Source organism: Meiothermus rufus DSM 22234, assembly GCF_000423425.1.
Taxonomy (GTDB): domain Bacteria; phylum Deinococcota; class Deinococci; order Deinococcales; family Thermaceae; genus Meiothermus; species Meiothermus rufus.
Genome location: NZ_AUHY01000015.1, coordinates 1 through 12952, shown reverse-complemented (window position 1 = coordinate 12952; position 12952 = coordinate 1). Strand labels below are relative to the sequence as shown.

13 protein-coding genes are annotated in these 12952 nt (G+C 63.1%); 12 read left to right on the top strand and 1 reads right to left on the bottom strand.

Going from position 1 to position 12952, the window contains the following annotated elements; all coding sequences use genetic code 11:
- Positions 1–8: 8 nt before the first annotated feature.
- The 7 genes from G552_RS0104255 (at position 9) to G552_RS0104225 (ending at position 7248) form a co-directional block, all read left to right on the top strand.
- Positions 9–875, top strand: a complete 867-nt coding sequence (locus G552_RS0104255; RefSeq protein WP_027881900.1) for a hypothetical protein — start codon at positions 9–11, stop codon at positions 873–875.
- Complete coding sequence (locus G552_RS0104250; RefSeq protein WP_051195673.1) at positions 863–2770, top strand: DUF4900 domain-containing protein; 1908 nt, start codon at positions 863–865, stop codon at positions 2768–2770. Before G552_RS0104255 ends, G552_RS0104250 begins: the two co-directional genes overlap by 13 nt.
- A gap of 64 nt (positions 2771–2834) precedes the next feature.
- Positions 2835–3416 carry a response regulator transcription factor gene (locus G552_RS0104245; protein WP_027881898.1) on the top strand — a complete coding sequence of 194 codons (582 nt, stop codon included), beginning with the start codon at positions 2835–2837 and terminating at the stop codon, positions 3414–3416.
- Between the two features lie 96 nt (positions 3417–3512).
- Positions 3513–5615 (top strand): pilus assembly PilX family protein, encoded by a 2103-nt coding sequence (locus tag G552_RS0104240; protein WP_027881897.1) that lies wholly within the window; start codon positions 3513–3515, stop codon positions 5613–5615.
- On the top strand, positions 5612–6064 hold the full coding sequence (locus G552_RS0104235) for a type II secretion system protein (protein WP_027881896.1): 453 nt from the start codon (positions 5612–5614) through the stop codon (positions 6062–6064). Before G552_RS0104240 ends, G552_RS0104235 begins: the two co-directional genes overlap by 4 nt.
- Complete coding sequence (locus G552_RS0104230) at positions 6054–6428, top strand: prepilin-type N-terminal cleavage/methylation domain-containing protein (protein ID WP_027881895.1); 375 nt, start codon at positions 6054–6056, stop codon at positions 6426–6428. Before G552_RS0104235 ends, G552_RS0104230 begins: the two co-directional genes overlap by 11 nt.
- A gap of 7 nt (positions 6429–6435) precedes the next feature.
- Positions 6436–7248, top strand: a complete 813-nt coding sequence (locus G552_RS0104225; RefSeq protein ID WP_027881894.1) for a PilW family protein — start codon at positions 6436–6438, stop codon at positions 7246–7248.
- A gap of 140 nt (positions 7249–7388) precedes the next feature.
- Here the strand turns inward: G552_RS0104225 and aceA are convergent, their stop codons facing one another.
- Entirely contained in the window at positions 7389–8684 is a 1296-nt protein-coding gene (gene aceA / locus G552_RS0104220; protein ID WP_027881893.1) for an isocitrate lyase, read from the bottom strand.
- 208 nt (positions 8685–8892) lie between these two features.
- Between aceA and G552_RS0104215 the strand changes: the two genes are divergently transcribed.
- The 5 genes from G552_RS0104215 to G552_RS0104195 all read left to right on the top strand — a co-directional run bounded on the left by G552_RS0104215 (position 8893) and on the right by G552_RS0104195 (position 12824).
- Positions 8893–9408 carry a hypothetical protein gene (locus G552_RS0104215; protein WP_027881892.1) on the top strand — a complete coding sequence of 172 codons (516 nt, stop codon included), beginning with the start codon at positions 8893–8895 and terminating at the stop codon, positions 9406–9408.
- A 95-nt stretch (positions 9409–9503) separates the two neighbouring features.
- Positions 9504–11030, top strand: coding sequence for a carboxylesterase/lipase family protein (locus tag G552_RS0104210; RefSeq protein WP_027881891.1), 1527 nt, complete (start codon positions 9504–9506; stop codon positions 11028–11030).
- A 33-nt stretch (positions 11031–11063) separates the two neighbouring features.
- Positions 11064–11705, top strand: a complete 642-nt coding sequence (locus tag G552_RS0104205; protein WP_027881890.1) for a DUF5639 domain-containing protein — start codon at positions 11064–11066, stop codon at positions 11703–11705.
- 29 nt (positions 11706–11734) lie between these two features.
- A complete protein-coding gene (locus G552_RS0104200) occupies positions 11735–12613 on the top strand; it encodes an alpha/beta fold hydrolase (RefSeq protein ID WP_027881889.1) in 879 nt (292 codons plus the stop codon).
- Positions 12594–12824: a CDGSH iron-sulfur domain-containing protein gene (locus G552_RS0104195; protein ID WP_027881888.1), complete on the top strand. Its 231-nt coding sequence runs from the start codon at positions 12594–12596 to the stop codon at positions 12822–12824. Before G552_RS0104200 ends, G552_RS0104195 begins: the two co-directional genes overlap by 20 nt.
- Positions 12825–12952: the final 128 nt, after the last annotated feature.

Below are 12952 nucleotides of genomic sequence, written 5' to 3'. Positions count from 1 at the left end.
AGGTTTCTGTGCGTTCTCAAGGTTTGACCATCCTCGAGCTTCTGCTGGCCCTGGCGGTGCTGGTCATTGTGATGGCCTTTGCCTTTAACACCAGCATCCAGGGTCTCCAGCTCAACCAGTCCAACGAGGCCATCAGTGCGGCCCAAAACAAAGCCCGGCGGGTGCTGGAGGTGCTGAGCCAGGACTTGCGCACCGCAGCTTTTGCCATCGTGACCCACACGCCCTTTGACACCAGCCCCACCAGCATCTCCTTTGCCCAGGTGGCCGGTGGCGCTGGGTACTCGGTGAGTGCCGTAGCGGGGAGCGCCCTTACCCTGGTAAGCAACTCTGCCACCCTCGCTACCGAGGTTCCCGTAGGCAGCCGGCTGGTGGTGGTGGATGGCAACGGCAACGCGGTCATCACCCGCACCAGCAGCCTGCCTGTACCCAGCGGCCTCAACCTGTTTGGCCTCACCACCACCTGTAACAACCTGCCCGTCAGCGCCACCTCCGAAACCCTGGCCGCGGTGGTCAACCTGATGGGCTACAGTTACGATGCGGCCAACCGAAAGCTAATCTACCGGGTGCAGGGCGATACCGCCCCTACCGATGTAGCCTTCGATATAAGCAACTTTCGCATCGATTATGTCTACCAGCGGCGCACCAGCAGCGCCATCAGCGAGGAGCGCAACCCCACGGGCTATCTGGTCGGCGGGCGGGTACAGCCCTACTTCACCAGTGGGGGAGCAGAGTTTTCCCTGCGGCGGGTGCAGTTTACCCTGGGCACCCAGGTTCCCCTGCAGGGGCGCAACGTGGAGCGCACCTATACCGGCCAGGTAGACATGATTAACACCCTCTACTACCAAGCAAAGGTGGTGAACCTATGCAATCCATGAAGCCCCAGGGCATCGCCATCGTGGTGGCCCTAACCGTCATTTTGCTGCTAAGCGTAGTCAGCGGCCTCATCTTTACCCGCACCATGAACGACCTGCGCACCAGCCGGGACAACAGCGCCATGGCCCAGGCCATCAACCTGGCCCGCGGTGGGGCGGTGGCTGCCTCGGCCTTGCTCTCAAACGACGTGCGGGCCAGCCTGGAAGCCATCGTGCGCTCGGCCAACCCCAGCATGGGCGGCATTAATACCAGCGACATATGGTATTACGGCGGCAACGGTACCCTGCCCAACGCAGCCACCGTGGCGAGCCGCTTGGCCACTCTGGCCGCCAACCTGCAGACCAGTGTCAACAGCATGATCTGCAGCCAAAATTTTGCCCCAGATGGCTCTGGCGCTACCGTGCAGGTACGCATCCACTTCACCACCAGCCCAGCCTGTGGCCAGCCTTTCCCCAGTGCCGCCCAGCTTCCTTCGGGCTATGTGGTGGACAACGACAACAACCCCGCCACCCCCCTCACCCGCCAGGTGCAGGGCTACGCCCTGCCATACGTGATGGTGGTCACCGCCTCGCCTGGCACCCCCTACCAGCGCAACGTGCTGGTGCAGGGCGAGTACCGCTTTCTCCTGACCAACGGTAGCTTTGCCCGCTATGCCCTGTTTACCAATCGGCACCGCACCCGCTCCAATACCGGGGTCTGGTTCACTGCCAGCACCCTGTTCGATGGGCCGGTGCACACCAACGAACGCTTTCGCTTCTCCTTCAACCCCTGGTTTGGCGGCTACGTAACCAGCGCCGGCTGCAGCAACGCAGGGGCCAGTAGCTGCAGCGGGGAAATCAGCCCCGGAGCGCACTTTGGCTCGGGTAACAGCACCACCTTCCTTTCTCCCTCCCAGATGGCCAACCCCAATGCCCCTTCCTGGACCAGCGGGGGCATCACCCATGCTCCAGTTTTCGATGGAAACCCCAAGGTCAACTGGCAGGAAGCCTTTATCCCCATGCCAGAAAACGCCCAGAACCAGCGCGGTGCAGCCATAGTGGGTGGGCTCTACCTCAACTTCAACGTGGTGCGGCTGACCCTTTACGCTGCTGACGCCAGCGGGAACCGTCCCACCTGCAACAGCTCTGGGGTCTGCACCCCTGCGACCTCGAGCTACCAGTACATCGAGGTCTGCCGCACGGCGGCCTGCAGCGGGAGCGACCGCTTTCTCTACCGCTACGGCCCCGATGGGGTGCTGTACCGGCAGCAGGGTAGCACCTGGATGGTGGAGCGCCCCAGCTTCAACGGGGTGATCTTCGCCGAAGGTAGCATCAGCAACCTCACCGGCCCGGCCCGCTCGGATAGCAACAACCCCAACACCGCTCCCCCGGCCCTGGCCAGCTTTGCCCAGATCACCGTGGCCAATGCGGGGAGTGGACGCAACATCCAAATTCAGGGCGACCTTAAGTACCAAAGCCCGGCCTGCACGGGAACCCTTGCCCGCAGCGGCAGCACCGTGACCCGGCCCACCTGCAACAACCTCTCCGCCGACAACATCCTGGGGGTCTACAGCCAGGATGGCGACATCCTGCTGGGCAACGGTACCAACACCTCTTTGCAAGACCTGACGGTACATGGGGTGTTGATGACCTCGAGGGGTGAGGTAACGGTGCAGAACTATAGCACCATCTCTCCCCGCGGCTCCATCCGCTTGCAAGGAGGCATCATCCAGTACTACTACGGCGCTTTTGGTCAGTTCAACAGCTCGACCGGACAGATGACGGCTGGTTACGCCCGCCAGTTTACCTACGACCCCCGTATGCAAGACCGGGCCCCGCCGTTCTTCCCCACCACTGGCGTGGTGCAGGTGAGCGTGGCCACCCCTCTCAGCTTTGGCCAGCGCGAGCAGGTCTACTAAACTGCCCCAGAACCCTACAAGCCCTAGGGCTTGTAGGGTAGGCTTTGGTGTTAGCCTGTAGGAAATGCGCCTAATCATCGCCGACGACCACCCCCTGTTCCGCATGGGGCTGCGCTTAGCCCTCGAGCGCGAGGGCTTTGTTGTGGTGGGCGAGGCCAACGACGGCCAGGAAGCCCTAAGCCTGTGCCTAGCGCACTTGCCAGATGCGGTGGTGCTGGACGTGCGCATGCCGCAGATGGATGGGATTACCGCCGCCCGCCTGCTGCGGGAAAAACGCTACTTGGGGCTTGTCGTCCTGCTGACCACCTTCAACGAGCCGGTCTTGATCCAGCAAGCCGCCTACGCCGGAGCCGACGCCTACTGGTCGAAGGAACTGCCTCCCGAGGCCCTGGCCGAACGCCTGCGGCGCCTCAGCCAGGGTTTGGAACCCCGCCTGCGGGCCCCAGAGCTGCCCCGCCTCACAATGCGCGAGCAGGAGGTGCTCCAGCAGATGGCCCAGGGGCTTTCCAGCAAAGAGATCGCCCGCAACCTGGGTCTATCGCCCGAAACCGTCAAAGACCACCTAGTGCGGCTGTATGAAAAGCTTGGGGTGCGCAACCGGGTGGAGGCCCTCGAGCGGGCCCGCAGCTTGGGTCTATTGCGCTAAACCCAGCCTGGACCCCCTGTACCCCCTAAATAGGGGGTGTTACAATCTAGGTAATTGCAGACCATTACCAAAGGTTTACTGCAACGGGGGGATTCGATGCGAAGCCGTAAGGGGGTTACCTTAGTTTCAACCCTGGTATTCCTGTTTATCGTGATTATCCTGGTCAGCGTCTCGATGCTGACCTCCCTTTCCAACCGGCGCAACGCCCAAGACGCCCTGCGCACCTCGCAGGCCCAATTCGCCGCCGAGGCTGGCCTCGAGCGGGCGGTAGCCCGGTTATGGCACCAAGTTTTAGCCGAGGCCAGCTCCCCTAGCGTGGTAGCCTACCAGCAGGCCCTGGATCGCATAGGGCTACCTAACCGCGCCACTTTGCCAAACCTGTTCGGCTCACCCCAGGCACTAAGCGATGGTAGCCGCTTCGTGGTGCAGGTCTCGCGCAACGATACCTCTAGCCCTTCGGGCGAACCTATTGTTCAGCTCACGGTGATCTCCACCGGCACCCTACCCGACGGCACCACCCGCCGGCTACGTCAGATATTCCAAGTCGCCCAGGCTCCTTTTCCCTTCGATTTCCCCTTCCTAACCAACAAGGCCGACTGCATCTTCTGCCACCTCGAGGTACGCAGTCTGGATGCGCTGCGGGGCGAACCCAACCCCAACGACCCCAGCACCTGGTGGCGCCGGGTGAAGGTAGGGGTGCTGGAAAGCCTGGTCATGCGAGACAACCAAGAGGCGGGTACCGTGCACGGGGCCTTGCTCACCCGGGGTACCGTCCGCCAGCAGTACAGTGGCCGCCTCGAGCCCTCGAGCCAGTACTTCACCACCCTGGAACCCGGCCAGACCCGCATTCGCTCTACCACGCGGCAAAGGCCCACCCCCGCCGACTGCGCCACCCCCAGCCACTGCGCCACCCCACAGAACCTCTACTACAACTACCCCACCCGCAACGACCTGGCCGCCTTTGGCAACCGTTTCCCCGACGGCGAACTGCCCGACCACTTCCCCTTACCCATTCCCGACGCCAACGGCAACCGCCTCATCGACGACGAAGAGTGGCTGGCGGAGGTGCGCTCGAGCCTGGAAAACGGCAATGCAAGCTACCGCGCGGGTAACCTTAGGGCGGCCATCCTGGTCAACCCCACCCGCCCCGACTGGCCCAGCGGCGGGGTGCAGACCCTGGACTCCCGGACCCTAGGCCTCAACCCCAGCCACGTCATCATCGACGGCAGCACCACCCCCATCACCCTCTCCGGCACGGTCTTCATCAACGGCGATGTGGTCATTCGGGGGCGTGCGCGCGGCAACGGCACCATCCTGGCCCGGGGCAACGTGTACATCCTGGGCGATTTGGTCTACGACTGCGGCCAGGACAATAGCCTCCAGCCCTGCGACTACCGCGATCCCAGCCGCCTGCCCCAGCTCAATCTGATCGCGGGAGGCAACATGCTGATGGGCGACTTCCTTAGCATCGACACTTTCCAAGCAGAAAACCTCAACCTGCTGGAAGCAAACCGCCTGCAACTTCCCCTGAGCCTCTGCCGCGAAAACCCCCAGCAGCCGGGCTGCGGTAGCGGGGCCAGAGTGGATTGGCAGGAGAGCCCCCTGTACCGGCCCAACCTGGCCCTCACCGAGGTCACCAACTTCAACCGCAGCGAGCTACAGCGCTGGCTGCGCGACAGTAGCTACCGTCCCCGCTTTTACACTTACGGCGAGGATCAAGTCTACTTTGCCGAGGGCTGCAACCACGACCCCGCCAACTACAACACCTACCAAACCCTTACCGCAGGGGCCCGAGTGCACACCTGCAACGGCGAAACCTCCCTGGGCAGTGTAGCGCTTACCGAAGCCCAGGTGGCCTTCCTCCAAACCATGCCGCGCTACGCCCTGACCTCGAGCGTCTTCGACAACGCCACGCTCAAACGCCTTTGGAACGCCAGTGCTCGCACCCGTCCCGCTGGAGCCTTCCGCACCGACGGGCTTTTGTACTCGGCCAACGCCATCTTCAGCGTGATTCAAAACGGGCGCGGCTACAACCTGGAGGGCCGTTGGGATTTGCGCGGGGCCCTGGTAGCTGCTGATACCGGGGTGCTGGCTCCGGTCAAGCTGGACATCTACCACGATGCCCGTCTGCGGCCCCGCCTCCCCGGTGGGCAGCAGGCCCAGCTTAACCGCGGCGTCTGGGAAGTGGTGGGTCAATGAAAGCCTTGGTCAAACGCGGCTTGAGCCTGGTGGAATTTTTAATCGCGCTGGTGGTATTGGGCATCCTGCTAGGGGTGGGCTTCGTCTCGCTGCGCACCTACCAACAAAACCTGATTATCCGCGAGGCAGCCACCCAGGTTTACGCGGACTTACTCAACATCCGCCAGCAGGCCCGTCGACAGTCGGTCAACTTCACCTTTCAGGCCAACGAGGGGGAAAGCACCTACCGGGTGGGCCACAGCAGTGAACTAGCCTCCTTGTCCCCTAAGTCGCTGCCCGCAGGGGTGGTTTTCCAGCGCGTGCCCAGTGGGGGAACCGTGACCTTTACCGCTCCCTATGGGGTAGTGAACGCTCCTAACCGTACCTATACCCTGCGGGGCCCCGGCAACCGGGAACTCAACGTGCACATCGTGGGTAGTACGGGAAAGGTGGTGGTACGTGCGCCCTAAGGGGTTCTCCTTTGTCGAGGTGATGGTAGCGCTAGCCATTTTGTCCCTGAGTATCTTGATCCTGAGCTATTTTGGCTCGAGCTTTACCCTTACCCGCAACGCCCAGATAGACACCCAAGCCCAAGCCTACGCCCGCAGCTATTTCGACAACCTGCGGGCTGCCTGGGCTACCCAGGCGGCCTTCCACACGGGAGCACTACCCGAGCTAAACCCCCCCCGGGGGTTTAGCAACCCCACCGTTCGCCTCGAGGACATCCAAAGCATTGGTAACCGGGTGATCCTGCGGCGGGCAACCCTGGAGTTTACCGGCCCACAAGAGCGCATGTTCCGCTTTTCCACCGAGATCGCCCTGCCGCCACAGTAAAGAACCTATGCGCAACATCGGTATCACCCTCATCGAAATGCTCATTGCCGCGCTGATCGGGGTGGCCATCCTGGCCCTGATTGCCAGCGGCCTGAAGAGCGGCAGCGAGAGCCTGCGTTTTGTGCAAAATAACCAGCTCCTCACCGAGGATTTGCGCAATGCGGGCAACCTGGTAAGCGACTATATCGCCACTGCCGCATTCGTGTATCCCCCCGGAGTGACCCTTACCATCGGCAGCTCCGGGGGGTACACCGTACGCAACCCTAACACCCACACCAATACCTGGCGCATTGGCCAAGACCCCGCCATTGCCCTGCTCCAGCCGCCCGGAGCCGACCAACGGGTCAAGTTCATCATGATCTACCCCCTAAACCGCGGCTGGGTGGTGGGCCGGGCCAGCGGAGCGGAGAACCCCGGCCCCGACCCAGCCAACAACGATAAATGGCTGCTGTACGTGTACGAGGAGTATCTGGAATCCAATACACCCCGCCTGCCCAACGGTCTACCCCAGACCATCCCCACCGCCCTGAGCCGCTCCAGCGGCAACCTGCTGGCCGACTATCTGCAGCCGGGCGGGTTTGTGGTACGCCTGGAGGAGTGCCTGGGCTTCGACGAGTCGGGCCTAGCTATCCGGCAGCCCTGCCCAGTCCCCCCACCCACCCCCCTGCAAGCCCAGTACAGTGCGGCTCGAGTAAGCTTCGCCCTTCAAGGCGAAATCCGCCAGGGCGGGCGCGACTCGCGCATACCTGCCAACCCTCTGAGCTTTCAGGCTGCCCCGCGCAACCTCCCAGCGCGGCTTGGCGAAATTAGCCGGGACTGAGCCCAGCCCCGGTGGCCCCACGCATAAGGACAGACCCTCTCTCCCAAAAGGGGACGCTCCCTTTGGTCGGGAAGTTCACTGCCCAGCCGAGAGGCAGCTAGAAAAGGCGGCGAATAGCCTCGCCGCCTTTTCTGCAGGGTTCAATGGAACTGAGCTTCCTCGGTCGAGCCGGCCAGAGCCGCAGTGGAAGCCTGGCCCGCGGTGATGGCCATGAGCACCTCGTCGAAGTAGCCCGCGCCCACCTCGCGCTGGTGCTTGACCGCGGTGAAGCCCTCTTTCTCGGCGGCGAATTCCAGTTGTTGCAGTTCCACAAAGGCGCTCATGCCGCGCTCCTTGTAGCCTTTGGCCAACTCGAAGGTGCGGTAGTTGAGGTTGTGCCAGCCGGCCAGGGTAATGAACTGGAACTTGTAGCCCATGGCCCCTAGCTCGCGCTGGAACTTGGCAATGGTCTCATCGTCGAGGTTTTTCTTCCAGTTGAAGCTGGGCGAGCAGTTGTAGGCCAGCATCTTACCGGGGAACTCCTTATGCACAGCCTCGGCAAACTTGCGGGCCACCTCCAAGTCGGGAGTGCTGGTCTCCATCCACAAGAGGTCGGCGTAGGGTGCATAGGCCAGGGCACGGGCAATGCAGGGCTCGAGGCCATTGCGCACCCGGTAGAACCCCTCAGGGGTGCGCTCACCCGCTTTAACGAAGGGCCGGTCGCGCTCGTCGATGTCGCTGGTGAGCAGGGTAGCCGCCTCCGCATCGGTACGGGCGATGATTAGGGTGGGTACCCCCATCACGTCGGCAGCTAGCCGGGCGGCGTTGAGAGTGCGGATGTGCTGCTGGGTAGGAATAAGCACCTTACCCCCTAGGTGCCCGCACTTTTTCTCGCTAGAGAGCTGATCTTCCCAGTGCACTGCGGCGGCGCCAGCCTCGATCATCTGCTTCATTAGCTCAAAAGCGTTCAAAGGCCCGCCAAAACCGGCCTCGGCGTCGGCCACAATCGGGGCGTACCAGTAGCGACCGGTCTTGCCCTCCGCCCGCTCAATCTGGTCGGCCCGCATCAGGGCATTGTTGATGCGCCGCACCACCTGGGGCACCGAGTTAGCCGGGTAGAGCGACTGGTCGGGGTAGGTCTGCCAGGCCAGGTTGGCGTCGGCAGCCACCTGCCAACCGGAGAGGTAGATGGCCTCGAGGCCAGCTTTGACCATCTGCACCGCCTGAGCCCCGGTGTAGGCCCCAAAGGTATTGACATAGGGGCGGGTGTGCAACAGCTCCCACAGCCGCTCGGCCCCCACCTTGGCCAAAGTCTGCTCGGGCAGAATGCTAGGGCGCAGGCGCACCACATCCTCGGCGGTGTAATCGCGCTTAATGCCCTTCCAGCGCGGGTTGGTCTCCCACTCGCGGCGGAGCTTTTCGGCTTCCAGTTTCATCTCAGGGGTCAGTGTGGCCATGTCTTCCTCCTGCTCTTTGAGTATGCGGGCAAATGGCGCGCTTCTTTGCGTGTATATCCAGGTAAGCGACACCCCCGAAAATGTGTACTTTATTTCTGGGTACACTTGCATATTATCTACACACTTATTGGGAGCGTTACAAATCTACGCGCCTCGACGGCATCTCTCGTACCTCATCTGTTATGATGAAGCCAGCTTTGGAGGAACCATGAAGCAACTTTTAGCTCTGCTAACTCTGGTGCTTGGTTTGGCCTTTGCCCAGGCCCCGGCCTATCCCGAAAACACCCTAGGGGTGGGTTTCGGCATCGGGCGTGGGCTGGTAGCGCAGGGCAGCTTAGGGTTGCCCTTTAGCCCGCTAGGGATTGACACGGGGTTGGACCTCGAGGCCATCGTGCCTACCAGCTTCAATGCCCTGGAGGTTTGGGCCCTCTTTAAGGCCAACCTGCTGCCAGCGCTCAGCGTAGCCGATCTTTCGCTTTCAGCAGGCTTGGGGCTGGACCTGAGCTTTAACACCGTAGGTAGCCTTTTCGGCTTCCACCTGGGGCCGGTAGCCAGCCTCGAGATTCCCGGTGGGGCCATCTCGGGCTATCTTGGACTAGGCTTCAAAGGCGGCTTCAGCCTGGCCTATGGCCTGGGCGGGCGGCTCTACCTCGACCCGGTAGCCCTCGAGGTGGCCACCTCCGACCGCTACCCCATCAAGATTGCCCTGCTCTACCTCTGGTAAGGTCGCTTTTGCCAGTCTTTTTGTAGAGGGTGCTTGAACCCGCACCCTGGCCCCGGACACAGCCTTGAGACTCCCTTATTTAGCAGAATACAACCATGCGCTGGATGATGGTTACAGGTTTTCTGCTGGGCGTGGCCTGGGGTCAGTCGGTGTTCGTGCTGACCCCCCAGGGCCGCCTGCAAGGCGGGGTCAATGAAAAGGCCCAGGTGGCCTACTTCCTGGGGATTCCCTACGCCAAGGCTGGGCGCTGGCAGGCCCCGCAGCCGGTTTTGCGCCTGGAAGGGGTCTTCCGCGCCATCCAGCCCGGCCCGGCCTGCCCCCAGCGGGGGGTCTTCACCACCCGGCTGGGGGGCTACCTGCCCCCGCAGGACGAAGACTGCCTGAACCTGGGGGTCTGGCTGCCCTTAGCCCCCCCACCCCCGGAAGGCTACCCGGTGATGGTCTGGATTCACGGGGGGAGTTTCACGGGCGGGGGTTGGGCCGAGCCCCTCTACGATGGCACCGCCCTGGCCGCTCAGGGGGCGGTGGTGGTGGGCTTCAACTACCGGCTGGGGCCCTTGGGCTGGCTGGCCCTGCCGGCCTTGCAGGCCGAGGATGCCCAGGGCAGCACCGGCAACTATGGGCTGATGGATATGCTCGAGGCCTTGCGCTGGGTCCGGCGCAACATTGCGGCCTTCGGCGGCAACCCCGACAACGTGACCCTTTTCGGCCAGTCGGCGGGGGGAATGGCGGTCTGCACCCTGCTGGCTAGCCCCAAGGCCCAGGGCCTGTTTCATAAAGCCATCCTCCAATCGGGGGGGTGCACCTATGTGCGCACCCTGGCGCAGGGCTTCCAGGCCGGCCAAAAGTGGGCCGCACAAATGGGCTGCGAGACCCACGACCTGGCCTGCTTGCGCCGGATTCCTTTGGAGCGCATCGTTCCCCCCGAGGAGCGTAGCCCCGCGGCCCTGTTGCAGAGGGTCGAGGCCGGGGAGTTTGCCGAGGTGCCCTGGAAACCCCACTTAGACGGCGTGCTGCTGGACAAAGTGCCCCTGCAGGCCCTTCAGGAGGGGCGCGCTGCGGGGATTCCCCTCATCGTAGGGGCTACGGCCCAGGAGGCCTGGGGCGACCGCCTGAACGGGCCTGCTAGCTGGGGCGAGTTTGCCCGGCGGGCCGAGGAAAAACTGTCGGGACGGGGAAAAGAGGCTGCCCAGCACTACCAGGCCCGCTACGCAAGCCCTGCTGAGGCCTGGGCCTATTTCCAGACCGACCGCATCCTGCTCTGCCCCAGCCTGGCCGCGGGGGTGGCCCAGGCTGCCCATGCCCCCACCTACGCCTACCTGGTGCGCTGGCGCTCGCCAGTGCTAGAGGGGCTGGGCAGCTTCCACGGCATCGAGCTACCCCTGCTTTTTGGCACCGAACGCACCTGGCCTGCTCTATTGCTCTTTCTGAGCGCCGAGGCCCTGGAACGTTCGCGCCCCCTGGCCCAGGCCCTCCAGTCCCAGTGGCTTCACTTTGCCCGCAATGGCGAGCCCTTTTTGCCGGACTGGCCCGAGATGAAAGCCGGCTACGCTATGGGCTTTGATACCCTCCCTGGCCGAATGCCCAACCCCTACCCCGAGCGCTGCGGGTTGTTCCGCTGAAAGCCCAGCCGGTAGCATGGGGGGGTGGGTGTGCTGCAGGTCTCCCTCGCCGACCAGTACCTCATCGCCACCGGCCAGACCCGGCTGCTCGAGGTCTGGGACGCCCTTCCCCCTGGGCTTTTTCCCCCCTTCCCCCCGGTTGAACTCCCCGGGGGACTGGATGGCTGGCTCCAGCGGGGCGGTTTTGCCCAAACCTTTTTTTTGGGCAGCGAGGTACTGGGGCTAAAGTTCCGCTCGCCTAAGGGCCACGTCCTGCAAGCGGGGGGGCTTACGGTAAAAAATGTGCAGGGCTACGACCTGGTACGCCCCTTTATGGGCAGCTTTGGCGCTTTGGGAGAGGCCCTCGAGGTCACCCTGCGCTTGCGCCCGGGGCGGGCCTCAATCTTCCTGCGACGCCCAGGAGAACTAAGTCTGCCGCCCTACAAACCCCGCTTCTTGTGGCAGGAAGGGGCCCATACCTACGCCTTCCACTTTGGTCACCCTTCCGAGGTCACCCGCTTCCGCGAGGTCTTTGGCGGGGAAAGCGTGGCGCAACCACCAGACTACACTCCCCTCTTCCCCAACGGCATGGGGGTGGGGCCGGGGGGGCTGATCGACCTCCGCTTTAGCTGGGCCAATGGCGGGGCTGCGCCTCCAATACCCGAGGTCTTCCGGCGCCTGGCAGAAGCTCTGTAAGGAACCGCGGGTATACTGGGCCTGGGCCTATGACCCTTTCGTTCCAGATTCCGCAAAACCTAAAACCCTACCAGGGTAGGCTCGATGTGGGTGGCGTCAATCTGCATCTCTACGACTCCGGCCCGGGCCCTCAGGGCCCGGCCTTTCTACTGCTGCATGGCCTAGGCGACGAGGCCGACACCTGGCGCCGGGTCTTCCCTCTGCTGATGGGGTTGGGACGGGTGGTGGCCCCCGACCTACCCGGTTTTGGCCGCTCGGATCACCCTCGGCGGGCCTACACCCTGGACTTTTTCGCCGATGTGGCCGCCGCCCTGTTGGAAAACCTACACATACCCCAGGCTGTGGTAGTGGGCAACTCCATGGGGGCTGGGGTGGCCCTACGGCTGGCGCTGCGCCGGCCCGAGAAGGTCGCCCGCTTGGTGCTGGTCAACGGCCCTCCACTGCCCAGCCGCCTAAACCGGGTGCAGCTTGCTTTCCTGCTGCCGGGCCTGGGAGAAAGTATTTACAACAGCTTCCGTCGCTCCCGGGAGGCCGCTTATGAAAGCCTGCGCCCTTACTACTACGACCTCGAGGCCCTCCCCCCAGAGGAACGCCACTTCCTGCGCCAGCGGGTCTGGGACCGGGTCTGGAGCAACGAGCAGCGCCGGGCCTTCTTCTCCACTTTTCGCTGGCTGGTTTGGGAAGGGCTAAAAGGATGGCCCCAACCCACCCGGCTTGCCCGGATTAAGGCTCCCACCACCGTGGTATGGGGAGAAAAAGATGCTCTTATTCCCCTCGAGGCGGGCCGGCGGCTCGGCCAGTGGATTCCTGGTGCCCGGCTCTACGGCATACCTGCCTGCGGACACCTGCCCCAGCAGGAACAACCCGAAAAACTGGTACGCTCTATTCATGAAGCTACGCTGGCGTAAGGATGGCTCTTTGGTGCTCGACCTGCCCCAAGGCACGACCTTCACCCTCAACGGAGAAAAGCGGGTGTTGGAACGGGCCAAACTAGCCCTGTGCCGCTGTGGTCATTCGGCACAAAAGCCTTTCTGCGATGGGAGCCACAAACGGGTGGGCTTCCAGGCTGAAGAAGGAGAGCTCGAGCTAGCCTTTGAGAATCCCTCGAAAGGCGCTTGATTTGATTAGGAGTTACGCAGTTGCAGTTGACTGGACATTCTTCTGTGTGCTAGGAGGAGAGTGCTTAGCCAAGCTTCTCCAAAGGGGGTGATGCCCATGAACCCACCGAAGTGCGATGACCTGGACTA

What these genes read in the sequence shown, in the direction of transcription:
- G552_RS0104250 (WP_051195673.1), top strand. Translation starts at nt 863, where the DNA reads ATGCAATCCATGAAGCCCCAGGGCATCGCCATCGTGGTGGCCCTAACC.
- G552_RS0104245 (WP_027881898.1), top strand. Translation starts at nt 2,835, where the DNA reads ATGCGCCTAATCATCGCCGACGACCACCCCCTGTTCCGCATGGGGCTG.
- G552_RS0104240 (WP_027881897.1), top strand. Translation starts at nt 3,513, where the DNA reads ATGCGAAGCCGTAAGGGGGTTACCTTAGTTTCAACCCTGGTATTCCTG.
- G552_RS0104235 (WP_027881896.1), top strand. Translation starts at nt 5,612, where the DNA reads ATGAAAGCCTTGGTCAAACGCGGCTTGAGCCTGGTGGAATTTTTAATC.
- G552_RS0104225 (WP_027881894.1), top strand. Translation starts at nt 6,436, where the DNA reads ATGCGCAACATCGGTATCACCCTCATCGAAATGCTCATTGCCGCGCTG.
- aceA (WP_027881893.1), bottom strand. Translation starts at nt 8,684, where the DNA reads ATGGCCACACTGACCCCTGAGATGAAACTGGAAGCCGAAAAGCTCCGC.
- G552_RS0104215 (WP_027881892.1), top strand. Translation starts at nt 8,893, where the DNA reads ATGAAGCAACTTTTAGCTCTGCTAACTCTGGTGCTTGGTTTGGCCTTT.
- G552_RS0104210 (WP_027881891.1), top strand. Translation starts at nt 9,504, where the DNA reads ATGCGCTGGATGATGGTTACAGGTTTTCTGCTGGGCGTGGCCTGGGGT.
- G552_RS0104200 (WP_027881889.1), top strand. Translation starts at nt 11,735, where the DNA reads ATGACCCTTTCGTTCCAGATTCCGCAAAACCTAAAACCCTACCAGGGT.
- G552_RS0104195 (WP_027881888.1), top strand. Translation starts at nt 12,594, where the DNA reads ATGAAGCTACGCTGGCGTAAGGATGGCTCTTTGGTGCTCGACCTGCCC.